Consider the following 17222-nt stretch of genomic DNA (forward strand, 5'->3'; position numbering starts at 1 on the left):
GGGAAGTGCGATGTGGTCGACGGATCGGGATTCCGTGCGGAGGTGCGGTGAGGATTCTTCTCGGAAGCGTCACCGGACCCGCTCACTTGGCGGACGCGCCCGATTCGTCGTCGGGGTCGTAGGGGTCGACGGGCAGCGGATCGAAGGGATACGCGGTGTGGCCGTCCTTGGGGGAACAGGCCGCGAACGGACCCATGTCCGCGTCCATCAGCACCCTCAGGTGCGGATCGGCGTGGTGGAGCCACCAGGTGGACATACCGAGGGCGGGGTCGTGCCGCAGGTGCTCCCACGCCAGCCAGAGCGCGGACAACCTGGCTCCCGCCTCGGGGTGCTCCCACCAGCGGGGACACCAGGTGGCGGTGGAGCCGTTCACGCGACGCCGCACCATCTGCGACAGGTACGTGGAGACGAAGACGAAGACGTCGGCGAAGTAGAACTCCACCTTCTCGTCGGTTGTTTGCTGCGTCTCGGCGTTCGTGCTCATGCGGAAGCCTTCCTCAGGTTCTTGTCGATCGATGGACGGCGGGGTGGCCCCGCCGCCGCGTGGTTCAGTGCTCGATACCGGCCGGCCAGGGCGCCAGACCGGCGGCCACGGGATTCATCACACCGTGGACGGTGGGGCCCACGGGAAGGTGCCGCCGACGGGATGCCGTTGTCCATGGATAGGCCGGGCATGAAAGCCTTGGCGCGCTTGGCAGCGGACGGCATCGTTGGACATGAATGCGGGGATGTCCGCAGGCCTGTGCTGCCGCTCGGGCAGCGGGACCGCGAACCGGATGGCTTCCTTGTCTGCTTTGGTCTCCTCACGGGTGGGGGGAGCGTCGGGTCTCACCGTCGCCTCCGCGAGCCTTCGGGTGCGGTCACGGTCAGCTGGAGGTTGGAGGTGCCCGGTCCGTCGTCGGTCCATGTCATGAAGGAAACGGCCTGCTCCTGGATGACGACTGCCTGGCCGGGGTGTGCGCCTACCGTCCAGTACGCCATCCTGTAGGGCGTCCGCGTCTGGATCCGGTAATCCCGATCCGGCCAGAACCCCCTTTCCGGCGGCTCCGGGAAGTCCGCCGCATCCCAAGGTCCGCTCCACGCCGGCTGCCCCAGCACGCTCTCAGCCGACCGCAGGAATTCGGGCCACTGCTCGGCAGCGTGAGCCAGCAAAGCGGGGTTCTCAACCGCGTCAGCGGCCTCTACGCGCCAAGCCCAGTGCGAAAGAGAGTCCACCGGGGCCCACAGCTCATTCGACTCCAACGACCACCTACCCTCGACGCGGCTGACCACCACGAGCTTGCGGTCGGCCGTCTGGGGCTCCCAGCCGTAGCGTTCACACCATGCGCGGCACTCGGACGAGCCGCCCTGCGGCGGGCCCTCCCATACCGACGCCCAGTCGACCCCGCGCAGACCCTCCAGCTCGGCGGCCAGGTCCTGGGCATTGCGCCCCGAAGTCTCCGTCAGCATTCCTTGCGACTCCTCGCACTCGGCATACGTGTGGGGCACGACGACCCACGGTCAGAGCAGGAAGATCCCCAGGACCAGCATCGCCACCACCGCGCCCATGATGAAGCAGACCATCGCGCCCCCTTCTTCCCCCAGTTCGCGGTCCGGCGCCCCAACTGTCAGGCGGGCGGCACGCCCACCGTGGAGGCCCGGCCCCCGATCGGCGTTCGGGTCCTCCGTGAGCCCTCAGGGGCGTGCACGGTCAACTGCAGGACCGAGGTGCCCGGCATGGCGGAGGTCCAAGCCGCGAACGACACCGACTGCGCCAGCACGATCACTGCCTGTCCGGGATGCTCACCCACGGGCGTCCAGTACGCCATCCGGTACGGGGTGCGAGTCTCAAGGCGGAACTCGCGGTCCTCCCAGAAGCCGTCCTCGGGCGGTTCCGGGAAGTCCGGTGCGTCCCACGGACCACTCCAGGCGGCCGGCCCCAGCACATTCTCGGTCGCCTTGAGGAACTCCGGCCACTCGTCGGCCGCCCGGGTCAAAAGACCGGGGTTCTCGGAAGCCTCGTCAGCGCTGAGGCGCCACGCCCAGTGGGTCAGGCGCCTGACCGGATGCCAGTTGCCACCTGCTTCGAGTGTCCAATCGCCTCCGGCACGGCTGTGAACCGCGAGGTTGCGGTCGGCCGTCTGCGGCTCCCAGCCGTAGCGCCCGCACCATGCGCGGCACTCGGACGAGCCGCCCTGCGGCGGGCCCTCCCAAACCGACGCCCAGTCGACCCCGCGCAGACCCTCCAGCTCGGCAGCCAGGTCCTCGGCGCCCCGCCCCGAAGTCTCCGTCAGCATTCCCCGCAACTCCTCGCACTCGGCATACGTGTGGGGCACGACGACCCACGGTCAGGACAGGAAGATCCCCAGGACCAGCATCGCCACCACCGCGCCCCAATCGGCCTGGCCATCTCTTCGAGGGTGATCGGAGCATCCGGTCTCACGGGTGCCCCCGCGAGCCCTCAGGGGCGTGCACGGTCAGTCTGATCTGCGAGGTGCCCGGTGCGTCGGCGGCCCAGGTCGTGAAGGAAACGGACTGCCTCAGGATGACGAATGCCTGCCCGGAGTGTTCTCCCACCGGCATCCAGTGGGCCATCCGGTAGGGCGTACGGGTCTCGGTGCGGTAAGCCCGGTCCAGCCAGAAGCCCTGTTCCGGCGGTTCCGGGAAGTCCTGTGCGTCCCAGCTGCCGTTCCAGGCCGCTGGCCCCATCACGCTCTCGGCCGACCTCAGGAACTCCGGCCATTCCGCGGCCGCGTGGGTCAGCAGGGCGGGATTCTCGGATGCGTCGGCAGCCTTGACCCGCCAAGCCCAGTGGGTCAGACGGAAGACCGGGTCCCAGTTGCCGTTGGCCTCGAAAGTCCACCTACCCCCGGCCTTGCTCCGCACCACGAGGTTGCGGTCGGACGTCTGCGGCTCCCAGCCGTAGCGCCCGCACCATGCGCGGCACTCGGACGAGCCGCCCTGCGGCGGGCCCTCCCAAACCGACGCCCAGTCGACCCCGCCCAGACCCTCCAGCTCGACAGCCAGGTCCTCGGCGCCCCGCCCCGAAGTCTCCGTCAGCATTCCTTGCGACTCCTCGCACTCGGCATACGCGTGGGGCACGACGACCCACGGTCAGGACAGGAAGATTCCGAGGACCAGCAGTGCCACCACGATCGCGCCCATGATGAAGCGGACCTTCGAGTCCCCCTTCTCCCACAGGTCGTGCACCAGTGCCCAGCCTGTCACGCGGGCCGCGCCCCCTTCGTGGATGCTGCGCCCCCGGCCGGTGTCCTGGTGGACGTGCTGCTCCTCGGCCTCGTCCTGGTCCTCCGCCGGTGGTCCTGTCACGCCCTGCTGGGCCTGGGCCACGACGACCAGGCCCTCCAGCAGGTCCGGCAACGTGTGCGGGGTGAGGGGGTAGGAGACGGTGCCGTGCGGGGTGCGCAGGCAGAGCTTCGACACCCAGGGGTTTCCCGGCTCGTAGCCGTCGATCCAGGCCTGTTGGGCCTCCGTCACGGGGCCGGTTTCCGCGTCGGCAGGGGCTTGGGGGAGGGCGTACTCGTCGCTCAACTCTCGTCCTTCGCGGGTAGTGGGGCCGGCTCGGCGTCCGCCGCCGGGCACGGCCGCTCATTCTGTCGGAGCGCGGAACGGACCGGTCCGTCCCGGGGAGGCGGGACACCCACCCGAGGATTCCTCGGCTTTCCCCGGCTTTCCCCACACTTTCCCGACCGGGGAAAAGGGGGGCTGCGTTGTCGTGTTCATTTGCCACACTGCCGTTCCGCACCTGGCCTCACCAGGGGGCCGCCGGGCACTCCCCGGTGGAGGGGGATCACACGTGTGGGAGAAACGGACTCGATGACGGACCACAACAGCTCTGCTGGCGGGGTCGACGGAGGCCAGACTTCCGGGCAGCAGCCGCAGTTCGGTCAGGCTGGTCACGCCGACGCCCGGCAGGTGCCGTCAGCACGGCCCCAGCAGCCGGCGACCGGGCCGCACGGCGAGCCCGACGCTGCAGCCGTTGCGTCGCAACCGTTCTCGGACGCGGCGCGCGCCCAGGTGGCCGCCGCGTGGGTACGCACCGCACGGCCGGCCAACGTGCCGCCGGGCGAGGCCTCCGTGCCGATCCTGCCGCCGCGCGCGACGCAGTCGTCCGGTGATGCGAAGAAGGACAAGCGGGAGAAGGCCAAGGCCGCCCAGGAAGCGAAGCGGGCCGAGCGCAAGGCGGCGTACGAGAACAAGAAGGCCGAGCGCGAGGCTCGCAAGCAGGGTCGGACCGGCAAAGCCTCCGTGCCGGTGGCCGACGCGGCCGCACCCTCGGCCGCCGCACCCTCGGCCGCCACTCCCTCGGCCGCCACTCCCTCGGCGGGTACGCCCGTAGCCGCTACGCCCACCACGGCCGTACGGCCCAAGTCGGCGGCTGCCGCCGGCGCCTCGTTCGACGTACCGCGTCCTGGCGGGCGGTTGCCCACTCAGGGGCGGCGTACGCACGTGGCGGTCCGCGCGACGCTCCTGATCACCACGTGTGTCTTCGCCCTTGGTTCGTGCGGGGTCGCCGGGCTGGTCATCGGCAAGTCGTCCGTCGCGGTGCAGAACGGTTCGCTGGACGAGGGCGATCTGCGGAAGTACCGGCTGACCGAGTTCCCGGTCCAGGCCGCGGCGACGTTCGCGGAGGAGTACGTGACGCTCTGCATGACGTACTCCCCGCAGGACTCCGACAAGCGCCGCGCTGCTCTGACGCGCTACGCCTCGGCGGGTGTGGACCGGGACTGCGGCCTCAGCGGCGCGGGCAGCCAGGAGGTCCGGGAAGCCCAGTGGGACGGAACCCTGGAGGAGCTTCCCGAGTACGGGCAGAACGGCCGCTACCTGGGTGTCCAGGTGAAGCTGTCGACCGGGCGCACCACCACCGTGTCGGTGCCGGTGTACGTGAAGGACCTGGCCACCGCGTCGGGACTGCGCATCGCGGGTGACATCGGCGAGATGCCGCTGCCCACGCGCGGCGAGGTACCGCCGGTCAAGAGGGACGAAGAGGTCGTCGACCAAGCGCTCTCGAACCAGCTGAAGACGCAGGTCCTGCCCGGGTACTTCAAGGCGTGGGCCTCTTCGGACACGACCGGCCTGACCCGCTTCACCACCACGGACGCGACGCCGGCGGCGACGACGGGCCTGGCCGGCGCGTTGGCGACGCCGGAGATCGCGGAGGTCGTGGCACTCGCTCCGGCCGACAGCGAGCCCGGCGCGACCATCAGCTATGGGACGGGCCAGACGGTGTCGGCCCGGGTGACGGTCACCTGGGGCGCCGGTGCCGCCCCGGCCAAGGGGACCCCCGCTCCCACGGTGAAGCGGTCCTACCGGGTGACGGTGGTGAACACCGCCCAGGGCTGGTTCATCAAGGACATCCGCGGCGGGGCGCTCGACCCTACGGGCGGAGCCGCGGACGCCGGGGCGACCCCGTCGGCGAGCCCGGCACCCGAGGAGAGCGGTCCCGCTCCCGCGCCGAGCGCTCCGGCCCCCGGCCAGAGCACGCCCGCACCCGGCCAGAGCACGCCCGCCGGGCAGAACAGCCCGACCCCTGGTGGCGCCTCCGGCGCGACCAAAACTCCCTGACCTCGATCACCCATGCGTTTCTCACACCACAACGGAAGGACCAGGTCATGATCCTGGCTGCAACCCTCGACGGCATGTTCAAAGAGGTCCAGTCGATCCTGGTGGGCATCGGCACCACCGTGGCGATCTGCGCCCTGCTCATCCTCGGCATTCGGATGCTGCTTTCGATGAAGCGTGGTGACGGCATGCGCGAGGCCTTCCAGGGCTTCGGCATGATCGCGCTGGCCGCTCTGATCATCGGTGGTGCGACCGGTATCGCCGGTCTGCTGATCCAGCTCGGCGGCCAGATCGGCAACGCCGGCGGCAAGGGCTGATCCGGGGACCGGTCGGATCCTCCGTCCGGTCCGCACCCGCACCTCGCGGCCCGCGATCACGTCACGAAGGGGGACTGGCTGATGGCACAGGACACACCGAGCGCACCCGAGCCGATGGTCGCCTACGACCACACGGACCTGCTCAACAGGCCAAAGCGCATCTGGAACTGGGGCAACATCCCGCTGCCCGGCCTACTGCTGCCGGCACTGGGCGCGGCTCTCGGGTTCGGTGTCATCTGGCTGGTGGCACTGCTCTCGCTCTCCGCCTTCCTGCCGTTCCTCGGCCTCTCGATCGTGACGTCGGTGCTCTACATCGGGCCTCCGGTCGGCATCTACTTCATCTGGGGTCGGCCGTTGCCGTCCGCCCTGACCCTCAGCCAGCAGTTGGTGGTCTGGGCCGATTTCTGGCTCCAGCCGAAGCGTCTGCAGGGACTGTCCGCCGACCGGGAGCCGGAGGTCCTGCACTGGCAGGTCGTCCTGTGGCAGCCGGGTTCGCAGCGCTGGCAACGGCAGTACGCGGAGGCTCTCGCGACGGCTGCCAGGCACGGCTCCTCGTTCGCGGCAACGCCGGACGAGAACGCCCTGCGGGCGGGCCGGGCTGCCGTCCACCCTCAGAACACGCACTCCGCGCACTCCGCGCACGCACACTCCGAGACCGCAGGATGACTCCTTCATGATCTTGATGATCCTTTTGGGCGGGGCGGTCGCCTTCTTCGTGATCGCCATGATCATCGCCTCCGCCGGTGCCAAGAAGGCCAAGGCCGGACAGGGTTCCGGCGGTACTCAGCGACAGCAACAGGGTGGTTCCTCACGCGATCCGGCGGGCCGCTCCCCGCGCCGCGAGGACATGCGGCTGCCCTACCGGTTCGCCGACGACATGATCTTCGTGCACGGCGAGTCGGTGTGGACCGGTCTCGTGCTGCCCACCGCCATCGACGAGTACCTCAACGCCACCGAGCTCCAGGCGATGGCCGAGGGCCCCGCCCGCGGGCTGCTCAACCTGGCCCGTGGTGACCGCAACGTCGAGTGCCACTACCGCAAGGTGTACCGGCCGATCACCGCCGTCGAATGGGCCGATCAGCTCAACACCCTGGCGTGGGACCCCACGGAGAACTACAAGGCGTACAACCTCCGCAAGGCGGACTACCAGGAGCGCATCGGCGCCACCCGCGAACGCAACATCCTGCTGGTGAAGCTGGGTTCGCTGAAGCGCGGTTCGAACAGCACCGGGGTCCTGCCCGGCGGCGACGACCCGGTCGAGGACCCGAGCCTGACGGCGGCCATGCGCGGGACCGCGGACAAGGCGGCCGCGGTCGCGACCGGCGTCCACGACGAGTACCTGTCGCCCGCGCTGCTGGCCCAGTGGTCCCAGGTCGCGCGGGAGGTCCACGAGAGCCTTGAGGGTCTGAACGGCGTACCTCTGAGCCGTGAGGAACTGGTCTGGCTGATCCGCAAGCCGCTCCACGGCGACCTGGCCGTACCGCCGGAGCCGGTGCTCGGCTCCCGTTCCTGGGGGCCGGACCAGTTCGACCTCGTCGTCGACTTCTCCGGCGAGAACCACAAGACGCACATCGTGCTGAACCAGTACGACGAGGTCACCGGCGAGCAGCACACCAGCTACACGACGACCCTGGTGGCCGCCAGTTGGCCGACGGAGACCCGTTTCCGGCAGTCCACGGCTTGGGCGCGCTACGCGTCGCAGCACGTGGACTTCCCGGTCGAGATCGACATGCGGTTCACCCTGATCCCGTACCTGAAGTTCAAGGACCGGGCGAAGAAGATCAGCGGCAACCTCGTCGACGAGATGAACGACATGGCGAACTCCGGCAGGTCGCCCGGCACCCAGCTCGCCAACCAGGTCACGCGCGCCCAGCACCTCCTCGACGACATCGACGAGCACAAGATGCCGGGCATGGAGGCGCAGATCCGCTTCACCATCTCGGCGTCCGACCTGTCCGAGCTGGAGCGGCGGCGCCGCATCCTGGAGATGCAGTTCAAGCAGGACCTGAAGGTCACGCTGCTGCGGCCGACGCGCCAGCAGTGGCGGCTCCTGCAGTCGCAGCTGCCGGGCGACGCGCCCAAGCTGCCCGTGGCGCCGTACCTGCGCCTGCAGGAGGTCGAGCAGCTCGGTGCCGGGCTGCCCACGGCCGGGACGGAGCTCGGTGACAACCCCGAGCACCGGTCGGGCAAGCAGCTCGGTTGGGTGGGCAACCTGGTGGGCTGGGCGGGGAAGATGCCCGTCCACTACTCCCTGCACGTCGGGCCGGCCCGCAACGACGGCGGTGGCCTGGCCATCGTCGGCGCGTCCGGCGGTGGCAAGTCCTCGCTCGCGCTGCAGAAGTTCTACGAGGAGTCGGAGTCGGGCGTGCGCTGCCTGGTCATCGACCCGAAGACCGACTTCGCGCAGCTCTGCTACTACCTGGCGTTCGGGTCGCAGGTGAACGACCCGGACTTCGCCCACGACGCGGACTCCGGTCTCCTCGGTACGGGGCAGAGCCGTTTCCGTCCGGTCAATCCGGAGTTCTGGGCGGAGACCGAGGTCGTCGACCTGTTGAAGGGGCAGGCCGGTGTGCTGGACCCGTGGGTGGTGGCGCGCGACGTCCCGTCGGGCCGTCTCCTCGCCGAGTCGATGCTCCGCGGGTTCCTCGGCGACGAGGACTACCAGCGTGTCCGGCTGCCCGTCATCGAGGGCATGGCCACGGTCGTCGGTTGGTACAACTCGGCGATCCGACAGGCCACCGAGCAGGGTCTGACCGCGCGTGAGGCCGAGGAGAAGGTGCCGCGGCCGACGCTTTGGCAGGTCGTCGACGAGGTCGTCAAGGCGTACGACGAGGCGGTGTCCACCGGGGACCGCGAGGCCGTCAAGGAACTCAAGCTCGCCCAGATGCTCCTCACCGAGCTGCGCACCCTGCCGTACGCGCGCCTCGCCTTCGCCGAGCGTCCGCAGCCCCTGTCCGCGATGCGCAAGCGCCGCACCGTGATCACCCTGCGCGGTTTCCAGTCGCCGTCGTCCTCGGACCCGCGGAACTGGAACCCTGCGGAGCGTCTCGCGGCGACCGCGCTGATGGCCGTCGTCGAGCTGGGCAGCCAGATGCTCGACGTCGGCTACGAGAAGAACCCGGTGACGGGCGAGATCGGGCTGCGTCCGAAGGCGCTCTTCGTCGACGAGGCGTACGTGGTCACCGCGACCGAGAGCGGGCGCGATCTGATGCGGCGCGCCCTGAAGCAGGGACGTTCGTACCTGGCCGTCACCGTGCTGATCACCCAGCAGGCCATCGACCTCGTACAGATCGAGGACTCCGAGGCCCGCAGCGGTGGTGCCAACCAGATCCACACGGTCTTCGCGTTCAAGCAGAAGTCGGCGCAGGAGGCCGCGCTGGTGGCCCCGCTGCTCGGCCGGCCCGAGAACGACGCGAAGGTGATCGGGGCCCTGCAGGAGCTCCGTACCGGTGTCTGTCTGCAGCGCGACGTCGACAAGCGGGTGGGCACGGTCGCGGTGGACCTGGTCTTCAAGGAGATCCTCGCGGCCACGGACACCAACGGCACGACGCGCCCGGCCCGGCAGGGCATCGACCCGCCGCTCAGCGTGTGGGACTGGACCTTCATGCAGGAGGCCGGACGGGCGGCGGAGGCGGCGGCGGAGACCGGGGAGAGGGAAGGGGCATGAGCGAGCGACACCCGAACCCCTTGCGACGCCGTGCCCCGCGCGCACTGCCCACCGCGGGTGTGCTCCTCGCACCCTGCGATCCCAAGTTCGACAGCAAGATCCCGACTGGGTGCGCCCAGGGCATGGGCGCCGTCGAAGGCTGTCTCCTGACGGACTTCCTCCCCGCGTGATCCGCCCTGTCCCCCATTCGTCCGATGCGGTACTCCGGAAGGAACCTGATGTCCGTGCGCCGTAGTGCCACGTCACCTGGAGATCTCTCCGCCCGTCCCTCACCCCGTGAACGGGTGAAGGCGGTCGGGCGTGCGGTGCGGGTCTGCGCGTTCGTGCTGTTCGCGCTCGTTTCGCTGACGATGGCCGTGCCCAAGCCGGCCGGCGCACTCGACTTCGCTTGTGCCTTCACCGGTGATGACGACTATCAGATGGACAACCCTGGCTTCATCGAGTCGGTCTGGCCCGCTGTCAAACAGTGGGAGAAGTCGGACCGCGGGAAGGTCAACGACACGACGGGCTTCGTCGACCACCCCACCAAGCTGGCGGGCGAGCCCGAGGCGTACACGATGTACGAACTCACCGGCATGCGCGGCATGAACTGGTCCATCACCATGCGCGGTCGGGGGGACGCCTCCCAGCCCGACAAGAACAGCTGGGGAATCAGCAACGGTACCGGCGCCGACCAATGCTCCATCATTGACTTCGTCAACAACGGCATCGCGGATCTGGTGCTCGACGGCACCAAGATGCTGACGCGCGTGGCCATCTCCATCAAGGAGTACGCGTCCAACCCCAGCCCGTTCTCGGGCCTGTACACGGGACGCGACACCGCCGTGGACAAGCTCAGGGACGAGCTCTTCAAGCCCGCTGTCCCCCTCATGATCACGTTGACGGGCATCTGGGTGTTCGGCAAGTGGCGAAAGAACGAGATGCGAGAGGCATGGGCGGGCGTCGGCTGGGCCGCGCTCTCCACCGTTGCCGTGATCGTCATGCTGACCGGCAAGAACTACAACAACTTCATCGACACGGCGGATTCCGGCATCGCACAGGCGAACAGCGCACTCAGCAGCGCGGTCCTCACACAGGTCGCCGGCGAGATGACGCCGCCCTGCGACCTGCCCGCGAGCGCCGAGAACTTTGGTGTTCGGGTCAACAGCTGCGCCATTTACGACACGCTGGTGTTCCGGCCGTGGGCCTTGGGACAGTTCGGCAGTGTCGGCACGAATTGCATCTTCCGCAAGGGCGGGGGCAGCATCCTGGAGGACGGCAGATGCAAGCCGACGAGCACGGATAAAAAATGCGACTGGGGTAAGCAGGGGAGCGCGCGCTGCGAGGATCTCCGAATTCGCCAGCTGGTTTCCCAGGCCAGGACCAACATGGAACTCGGCAAGGATCTCGACAAGTACAAGAACAACTGGATTCCGGTCCGCTACGACATCGCGGGCGGATTCGACACCAACAACGGAAAGCCGGACCAGGAGATCTACCCGGTCGCTTTCGACGAGTGGGCAGGAAGGAACGCCGGTGACCGCATCGGGATCGCCTTCTACTCGCTGATCGCCGCGCTGATCGTCGCCGTCATGGTGATCGCCCTCAGCGCCCTGACGTTGTTGTGGCACGCCGTAACCCTGATCATGATCATCATGCTGCCGCTGATCGCAACGCTGGGCATCCATCCGTCCCAGCAGAAATTGCTCAAGGGCTGGCTGGAGACGTTCATACATAGTTTCGTACTGCGCGCCGGTTTTGGTGTCATCCTCACGGTGCTGCTCGTGCTGTACCAAATGATCCTGCCGTCCAAGATCTCGCTCGGCATGCAGTTGTTGATGCTGCTGCTGGTCACGATCGCCGTCGTGATGATGCTGAAGAAGCTCCTGTCAGGGGCCTACAGCCCGAAGATCGCGGGCGCGGAGGACGGTCTCGGCGTGGGCGACATGGCGAACTCGGTCAGCGGCAAGTTGGGTGCGCAGAGCCAGCGCCTCGCGGGCAATGCCGCCGCCGGCACGGTCAGGGTCGCGGGCCGCGCCGCCGGTCGCATCGGGGGGAACGTCGGCCGCACCGCCGACAAGGTCTTCACCGGGGGCAAGCTCCAGGAGGGCGGCTGGATCGCACCGAGCAACACGAAGCGAAAGCGACGCCAGAGCGAACGGATGAGCGGCGAGCTCCAGCAGCAGCAGTACAAGGACATGCAGGAGGGACGCAACCGGACCTCCGCGCCGGCGCAGCAGCCGGCCGGGCAGGAGGAACAGGAGGGACAGACCCCGCCCCAGGAGGCTCCCGCGGCCACGACGTCCCCGCGCCGTAGCGGCCGGGTCAGCGCAGGCGGCGGCGCCGTGCCGCAGCAGGGAACACCTCCCGCACCGGCAGCGCAGACGCCCCGACCCGCACCCCAGGCGGCGCCCTCGCCCGCACCGCACCCGGCGCAGGCGCCGGCTCCGGCGCCCGCACCTCAGCCGGCGCCCCGTACATCCGGGCGCGTCAGCGGGGACGACGGGGCCCCGCCGCGAAGCCCCGAGCCGCGCACTCCGCAGCCGCCCACCCCGCCCCACCAGCCTCCGCCGCCGCGCAACGGCGACCGGATGCCCCGCTAGGAAGCCCTGACCATGGCAAGTGTCATCACGGACCGCTCCCCGCAGGAGCTCGCCGTCGAACTGGCCGCGCTGTTGCGCGTGGACTGGCGGGCGGTTTGGCCCGGGTACCCGAAGGGTGAGCGGGAGCTGGCCGAGTGGTGCGCGGCCTTCGGGTGGCAGCCGCTCTGGGCGGAGGCGGGGCTGTGGGTCCGTACGGGTGAGGGCGGCCGGCTGCACCTGGCCTCCTCATCCGCCCCGGGCCGGCCGGTCAGCCGCGCCTCGTACACCGCCTGGAGGGTCAGGGCCGACGGTACGTCCGACAACACGGAGGTCACGGCCGTCGCCCTCGACCGCTGGGAGGCGTACCTCGCCCACATCGGTTCCCTGTTGGGCCCGCCCGGCTGGCAGGGGGCCTGGGACAGCCCCGACTTCCCGGCGCCGCCCGCTCCCGGGCGGTGGGGCGACGCCGAGGAGCGCCGGGAGCAGCAGGCTCCGTACCGGCTGGCCCGGTGGAGCTACGCCAACCCGCTCGCGCCCGTGTTCGTGCTGGACCTGCACTGCGGGCCGGGTACCACGCGGGGTTGGGGATCGGGAAGTGGGACGATCTCCCTGACCTGCCACGGCCCGGCGGACCCCGAAGCGCCGACCGGGCCGGGCTGGCTGCTGTGACGTACGAGACGCGAGGAAGAGACACCACCATGGACACGTTCGAACCGCCGGTGGACCGCACCCCACAGGAGCTCATCACCGAGCTGCGCGGTCTGGCCGGCGTGGACTGGGAGACCGTGTGGAACGGCCCGCCCCTCCCGGGCCAGGGCCTGGACATGTGGTGCGCGCAGTTCGGCTGGACGCCGACGCAGTTCGAGTACGTCCTGAACGTGGTCTCCGACACGGGCGGCGTCCTGACGCTGAACGCCCTGGGCGGAAGCTGGGCACCCGTGCAGAGTCTCTCGCACTGGGTGTGGGGGTGTGCGGCGCAATCCCCGGAAGGCAACCCCCAAGTACTGGCCGAGGCCGCACGGGTCTGGCCGCTCTACGTCACCGCCGTGTGCTCGGCACTCGGCGAACCGGCATGGGAAGGCGCGTGGGATTCGTCCGCCTTCCCCACTGAACTCGGCCCCCACGCGGTCCCCAAGTTGGAGACCCGGCTCCGGCAGAAGCGTCCGTACCGCATCGCCTACTGGGAACCGGCAGCCCCGGGAGGAGCGCTCACCAGCCTGTACGTCGCGCCCGCCATGGGCACCGCTGATGGATCACGCACTGGAGTGGTGAACATGAGCCTGAAGGTCTACCCGCGCCCGATGACATTCGAGCGCCCATGACCTCGGAACCGATACCGAAGGCGATAGAGCTGGGAGCCCTGCGCCGGGCGCACGCCCGTGCCGCGGCGGTCGAGGAAGCACGGGCCGACCCGGAATCCGTCACCCAGCGCATCACTGACGCCGCCATCGAGGCGGGGCTGGAAGACCGGGCCGCCGATGGCGCCGTGCCCGCTCGGTCGAAGGAGAGGCTCTACATCGACCGACTGATCAGGGACCAGTCGAAGCTGAAACCGCCACCGGGTGCCCACCCGATCAGCGCCTTCTGGTCGTTCGGAATCCCACATCCTGAGGCACCGCTGAACAACGACGGGGTTCCGTTCCTCGATCAGCGGTTCATCGCGGAGGAATGGGCCCACCAGCAGAACGAGCGCGAGCCTGGTTCCGCACAGACCCTGGAGACGAGCCGAGGGGGGCGCGAACTCGACAACATGTTCCTTTGGGAGGAACAGGTCATCGAGGCGCTCGGTGGTGCGAAGGCGGGATTCGGCCCGAACTACGCCAATGAGTGCTGGCACAAGATCTCCGCCACCTACGCCGAGGTCGCCGCGGGCGAGGTCTTCGTCTTCGCGGACACCGCGAACACCCGGTCGGTCCTCCACCAGAGCGAACTGGGTGCCCTCTGCGCGAACGACAAGGTCGGTCCGGACAACATCCGGTTCGTGTACGAGGCGCCCGTGACGTGGCCGGAGGTCACACGGAGCGAGGCCGGTACGAACGCGGTCCGTACCGTTGCGCAGTTCGACAATCCGGCCCTCCCCCGGTACATCGACCCTCACACCTACCCGGCCGATGAGCCGGAGGTCCGCAAGGCGAAGATCGACGGTCTGCTGGCCCTCGCTGCCCCGGCCCAGGAGGCAGCGGCGGCGTCCGGGGTGGAAGCGCCCGCTGTCACGGGGCCGGGAGTCGAAGCACCCTCGGTCGAGGCGCACGAGGTCGAAGCGCCGGTCGTCGAGGCCCCTGCGGCTGATGGACCCGTAGTCGAAGCACCCCCGGCCGAAGCGACCGCGGCCGTCAAGGAGCCGGTGGTCGAAGTCCCGCAGAGGAGCGTCCGCAAGCCGCTCTGGCAGGTGGGCTTCGATCACACGCCCACCGCCGCCCAGCCCTCGACCCCGGGGCCGACCGCCGGGCCGGCCGGCGTTTCCGGGGCAGCCTTGGCGCCGGTCCTCGTATCCAGCCCCACCGGAACCGGAATGGACGGTCCGTCATGACCCCCCGCCCCTCGCGCACCGACTCCGCCACCACGGTCGCGGCCGTCGTCGGCGCCGTCCGTCGCCTCGTCCGCCAGGAGCGGGACGACGCCTGGGCCGTACGGCTGCTGCGTCGGATCGTCTTCGGACTGGCCGCCGCCTATACGATCTTCATCCTCGCCTCGGCCAACATGGCGTCGTTCATCGTGGTGAGCGCCCTCCTGGTGCTCGCCGGGTTGTTGTGGTTGCTGCGCCGCCGGGGACAGTTGCTGCTCGGGCTCGCCTCGACGATCGTCACCGCCGCGGTGGCCGGGTTCTTCGCGGCCACGGTCGAGATCGCCACCCGGTCCAGCAGTGGAATGCTCGGTGGACAGGCCGTGTTCGGCTACTGGGCGCTCGCCGCCATGGCCCTGCTCGGGGCGTGGATGGTCAAGGAGCATCCGGGGCGCCGCGGCGTGACCGTGGTGTTGGCCGACGCGGTCCTCCTCGTGGTTTCCGGTGTGGGAACCGTTCTCCCGGCAGTCGCCGTTCCGCTCGGCTTCGTCGGGGTGGTCCTGGTCCTGACGTTCCGTGGGGGCGGCGCGGCCGCGCTGCGGCGGCGCGGCGCGAAGCTGAAGAGCCGATTTCCGCGACGCGCTGTGTCGGCCGCCGACACACGGCGTTAGTTGACTGATGAACCGTCACAGCCCGCGATCAACCGGCACGCGCCTGCGGCCGAGACAACTTTGCCGTTGCCAACACGCCTGTTCTAGAGTCCCCGTGTGCTTGATCGCTTCGGGGGATATTTTCATGGTCATGACCATACGCGGAATGCCGTCGGCATCCGTTCAGGCAGCCACTGCTTCCACACCTCTACCCTGCCAGCGGCGACCGGACATTTTCGGCCAGCCCCTACTAACGGACCCGCCTGCGGACAAGACGGGAGTTCCGCTCCAGACGCGCAGGCGCCAGGCCCTCACACACGCCGCCCGGCAGCTCTGCTCGTCCTGCCCGCTCTGGGCTCAATGCCTGTGGGATTCAGTCGCCCAGTCCGATCCCGGCGGCTATGCCGCGGCCACCACCCGACAGGACCGGCGGTGGATTCGCCGCCGGATCGGACTCGGTGACGCACAGGGGCGACTGACGGGCGCTCAGGAGTACGAGGACCCCTCGTCGGACGTCCACGTCGTGGTCGACGCGTTCGACGCGCTCCAGGAACACAGGGCCGGCCGGACGAGCCGGACGGTTGCTCCGGCGTCGGCCGGCACCGGAGCGTGGGCGGCGCAAGGCCCCGGGGCGCAAGGGGAACACCGAGTCTTGGCGGGCATCCCCCCACAGGCCGGTCAACAGGAAGCCCACACACGCGAGGTATCGATGGCGGCACCGACGAGCCAACGGATCACCTTCTCGCTCGACGATCCGGCCCGCGCCATCCAGGAGGCCGTGCTCGGCCCCCTGGTCCACGCGACGCTGCCCACCCTCGACACCACCCGGCAGATCGCAGCGATGCTGCTCCGGGCACCCGCCGGTGGACTCACACCCCAGCTCCTCGACGGGCTGCGCCTGGCACATCGCTCTGTCGAGGCCTGGCGGACGGCTGCGGGGGACGCGTTCTCGGACCGCCCGCCGGTCCGTGGACTCACCGGGTCGGTCGGTGTCGAGCTCGCGACCAGCGATCCGCTGGCCGCGCTGCGGCAGGACATATTCGAGCCACTGCTGCACCGGCTTGCCGAATCGATTCGCCGCATCAAGGTGCTCACCGCGATGCTGAGCGACGCCCCGGACGGCGGCGACCCGGACAGTTCACTCCCGAACGGGCGTGAGCTGACTGCCATGTATGTTGCGCTGTGCGAACTCGATGTCCGCATAGAGGAATACACCGCCGTCGCACCACCACGGGCGCAGTCTCCGACCGGACCGGCTGACGCCGTTCGGCGCGCCTCGCCCCTGCGGTCCGTGCCCGACACCGCCGCGGCCGGCGCGCTCGCGCCCGCCCCGTGGAGCGCACCGAGTCTGCGGCAGGCCGTGGAGCAGGCGGTCGCCTCCTTCCCGGGGCCGTTCTCCGGTCGGGACGTCCTCGCGGCGCTGCCCCCGGGGACCTACCAGGATCCGGCGAAGTCGGTCAGCAACGCCCTGTCAGCGATGGCCAAGTCCGGCCGTCTGCTCCGCCTGTCCCGCGGCACTTACTCCGTAGCATCCCCGTCCACCGGCGCCATCGCCGCAAGCTCCTGAGGGCCGTGCCATGCACCCGACCCACCCGGCCACCGAAGTCCGCGTCTTCTCGCAGAACGCGGGTCTGATCGACGGCGTCCCCGTGACGGCTCCGCCGTTCGTGGAGATCGAGGACGTCGTCATCTCGATCCTCCAGCAGCGCGCCCAGGACATGGGCGCTCCGACGACGGCGACCATCGCCGACGACCGTTACGGCGGTTCGATCCGGCTGCTGATCAACCCGGACGGGAGCACCGAGTCGTTGGACTGAGCACCGCGTTCACCGATTCGCCGGACCCGGCGCACATCGGGTCGTCTCCGCTTGGGGGGGCGCCGGGGCGGGGGCGACTCCACCCCGCACCGGACCCGGGGGTATTTGTAAGGTGGTCCATGAACATTGCCGCGGTAGGCAGGTG

At 69.6% G+C, this 17222-nt stretch carries 18 protein-coding genes; 12 read left to right on the plus strand and 6 right to left on the minus strand.

Features of this window, described 5'->3' with window-relative positions:
- Positions 1-82: 82 nt before the first annotated feature.
- The 5 genes from ACFVS6_RS19925 to ACFVS6_RS19945 form a co-directional block, all read right to left on the minus strand.
- Positions 83-484: a DUF4913 domain-containing protein gene (locus tag ACFVS6_RS19925; RefSeq protein WP_389705413.1), complete on the minus strand. Its 402-nt coding sequence runs from the start codon at positions 482-484 to the stop codon at positions 83-85.
- A 344-nt stretch (positions 485-828) separates the two neighbouring features.
- Entirely contained in the window at positions 829-1449 is a 621-nt protein-coding gene (locus tag ACFVS6_RS19930) for a hypothetical protein (RefSeq protein WP_389705415.1), read from the minus strand.
- A 158-nt stretch (positions 1450-1607) separates the two neighbouring features.
- Positions 1608-2276 (minus strand): hypothetical protein, encoded by a 669-nt coding sequence (locus ACFVS6_RS19935; RefSeq protein WP_389705417.1) that lies wholly within the window; start codon positions 2274-2276, stop codon positions 1608-1610.
- A 142-nt stretch (positions 2277-2418) separates the two neighbouring features.
- Positions 2419-3042, minus strand: a complete 624-nt coding sequence (locus tag ACFVS6_RS19940; protein ID WP_389705418.1) for a hypothetical protein — start codon at positions 3040-3042, stop codon at positions 2419-2421.
- 51 nt (positions 3043-3093) lie between these two features.
- Positions 3094-3531: a hypothetical protein gene (locus ACFVS6_RS19945; protein WP_389705419.1), complete on the minus strand. Its 438-nt coding sequence runs from the start codon at positions 3529-3531 to the stop codon at positions 3094-3096.
- Between the two features lie 285 nt (positions 3532-3816).
- On the opposite strand from ACFVS6_RS19945, the gene ACFVS6_RS19950 reads away from it, so the two are divergent.
- The 10 genes from ACFVS6_RS19950 (at position 3817) to ACFVS6_RS19995 (ending at position 15281) form a co-directional block, all read left to right on the plus strand.
- On the plus strand, positions 3817-5565 hold the full coding sequence (locus ACFVS6_RS19950) for a conjugal transfer protein (protein WP_389705421.1): 1749 nt from the start codon (positions 3817-3819) through the stop codon (positions 5563-5565).
- A gap of 47 nt (positions 5566-5612) precedes the next feature.
- Positions 5613-5879 carry a hypothetical protein gene (locus tag ACFVS6_RS19955; RefSeq protein WP_319194863.1) on the plus strand — a complete coding sequence of 89 codons (267 nt, stop codon included), beginning with the start codon at positions 5613-5615 and terminating at the stop codon, positions 5877-5879.
- 81 nt (positions 5880-5960) lie between these two features.
- On the plus strand, positions 5961-6545 hold the full coding sequence (locus ACFVS6_RS19960; RefSeq protein WP_389705423.1) for a hypothetical protein: 585 nt from the start codon (positions 5961-5963) through the stop codon (positions 6543-6545).
- A gap of 7 nt (positions 6546-6552) precedes the next feature.
- Positions 6553-9546, plus strand: a complete 2994-nt coding sequence (locus ACFVS6_RS19965; RefSeq protein WP_389705425.1) for an ATP-binding protein — start codon at positions 6553-6555, stop codon at positions 9544-9546.
- The gene (locus tag ACFVS6_RS19970; protein ID WP_389705426.1) at positions 9543-9716 is read left to right on the plus strand and encodes a hypothetical protein; all 174 of its coding nucleotides are present in this window, start codon (positions 9543-9545) and stop codon (positions 9714-9716) included. The genes ACFVS6_RS19965 and ACFVS6_RS19970 overlap by 4 nt, the downstream gene beginning before the upstream one ends.
- Positions 9717-9830: 114 nt before the next feature.
- A complete protein-coding gene (locus tag ACFVS6_RS19975; RefSeq protein ID WP_389705427.1) occupies positions 9831-12128 on the plus strand; it encodes a hypothetical protein in 2298 nt (765 codons plus the stop codon).
- A gap of 12 nt (positions 12129-12140) precedes the next feature.
- Positions 12141-12776, plus strand: a complete 636-nt coding sequence (locus ACFVS6_RS19980; RefSeq protein ID WP_389705429.1) for a hypothetical protein — start codon at positions 12141-12143, stop codon at positions 12774-12776.
- A gap of 29 nt (positions 12777-12805) precedes the next feature.
- Positions 12806-13429 carry a hypothetical protein gene (locus tag ACFVS6_RS19985; RefSeq protein WP_389705430.1) on the plus strand — a complete coding sequence of 208 codons (624 nt, stop codon included), beginning with the start codon at positions 12806-12808 and terminating at the stop codon, positions 13427-13429.
- A complete protein-coding gene (locus ACFVS6_RS19990; protein ID WP_389705432.1) occupies positions 13426-14637 on the plus strand; it encodes a hypothetical protein in 1212 nt (403 codons plus the stop codon). Before ACFVS6_RS19985 ends, ACFVS6_RS19990 begins: the two co-directional genes overlap by 4 nt.
- On the plus strand, positions 14634-15281 hold the full coding sequence (locus ACFVS6_RS19995) for a hypothetical protein (RefSeq protein ID WP_389705433.1): 648 nt from the start codon (positions 14634-14636) through the stop codon (positions 15279-15281). The genes ACFVS6_RS19990 and ACFVS6_RS19995 overlap by 4 nt, the downstream gene beginning before the upstream one ends.
- Positions 15282-15633: 352 nt before the next feature.
- On the opposite strand, the gene ACFVS6_RS20000 is transcribed toward ACFVS6_RS19995, so the two are convergent.
- Positions 15634-15816 carry a hypothetical protein gene (locus ACFVS6_RS20000; protein ID WP_389705435.1) on the minus strand — a complete coding sequence of 61 codons (183 nt, stop codon included), beginning with the start codon at positions 15814-15816 and terminating at the stop codon, positions 15634-15636.
- A gap of 153 nt (positions 15817-15969) precedes the next feature.
- Between ACFVS6_RS20000 and ACFVS6_RS20005 the strand changes: the two genes are divergently transcribed.
- Positions 15970-16827 (plus strand): hypothetical protein, encoded by an 858-nt coding sequence (locus ACFVS6_RS20005; protein WP_389705437.1) that lies wholly within the window; start codon positions 15970-15972, stop codon positions 16825-16827.
- Positions 16828-16837: 10 nt separating this feature from the next.
- Positions 16838-17077, plus strand: a complete 240-nt coding sequence (locus tag ACFVS6_RS20010; protein ID WP_389705439.1) for a hypothetical protein — start codon at positions 16838-16840, stop codon at positions 17075-17077.
- Positions 17078-17222 lie beyond the last annotated feature (145 nt).

It is taken from the genome of Streptomyces sp. NPDC057939 (genome assembly GCF_042887545.1).
GTDB lineage: Bacteria > Actinomycetota > Actinomycetes > Streptomycetales > Streptomycetaceae > Streptomyces.

Excerpts from the sequence above, each read along its gene's own strand:
- ACFVS6_RS19925 (WP_389705413.1), bottom strand. The coding sequence starts at position 484 with ATGAGCACGAACGCCGAGACGCAGCAAACAACCGACGAGAAGGTGGAG.
- ACFVS6_RS19930 (WP_389705415.1), bottom strand. The coding sequence starts at position 1,449 with ATGCTGACGGAGACTTCGGGGCGCAATGCCCAGGACCTGGCCGCCGAG.
- ACFVS6_RS19935 (WP_389705417.1), bottom strand. The coding sequence starts at position 2,276 with ATGCTGACGGAGACTTCGGGGCGGGGCGCCGAGGACCTGGCTGCCGAG.
- ACFVS6_RS19940 (WP_389705418.1), bottom strand. The coding sequence starts at position 3,042 with ATGCTGACGGAGACTTCGGGGCGGGGCGCCGAGGACCTGGCTGTCGAG.
- ACFVS6_RS19950 (WP_389705421.1), top strand. The coding sequence starts at position 3,817 with ATGACGGACCACAACAGCTCTGCTGGCGGGGTCGACGGAGGCCAGACT.
- ACFVS6_RS19955 (WP_319194863.1), top strand. The coding sequence starts at position 5,613 with ATGATCCTGGCTGCAACCCTCGACGGCATGTTCAAAGAGGTCCAGTCG.
- ACFVS6_RS19960 (WP_389705423.1), top strand. The coding sequence starts at position 5,961 with ATGGCACAGGACACACCGAGCGCACCCGAGCCGATGGTCGCCTACGAC.
- ACFVS6_RS19965 (WP_389705425.1), top strand. The coding sequence starts at position 6,553 with ATGATCTTGATGATCCTTTTGGGCGGGGCGGTCGCCTTCTTCGTGATC.
- ACFVS6_RS19970 (WP_389705426.1), top strand. The coding sequence starts at position 9,543 with ATGAGCGAGCGACACCCGAACCCCTTGCGACGCCGTGCCCCGCGCGCA.
- ACFVS6_RS19980 (WP_389705429.1), top strand. The coding sequence starts at position 12,141 with ATGGCAAGTGTCATCACGGACCGCTCCCCGCAGGAGCTCGCCGTCGAA.
- ACFVS6_RS19985 (WP_389705430.1), top strand. The coding sequence starts at position 12,806 with ATGGACACGTTCGAACCGCCGGTGGACCGCACCCCACAGGAGCTCATC.
- ACFVS6_RS19990 (WP_389705432.1), top strand. The coding sequence starts at position 13,426 with ATGACCTCGGAACCGATACCGAAGGCGATAGAGCTGGGAGCCCTGCGC.
- ACFVS6_RS19995 (WP_389705433.1), top strand. The coding sequence starts at position 14,634 with ATGACCCCCCGCCCCTCGCGCACCGACTCCGCCACCACGGTCGCGGCC.
- ACFVS6_RS20005 (WP_389705437.1), top strand. The coding sequence starts at position 15,970 with ATGGCGGCACCGACGAGCCAACGGATCACCTTCTCGCTCGACGATCCG.
- ACFVS6_RS20010 (WP_389705439.1), top strand. The coding sequence starts at position 16,838 with ATGCACCCGACCCACCCGGCCACCGAAGTCCGCGTCTTCTCGCAGAAC.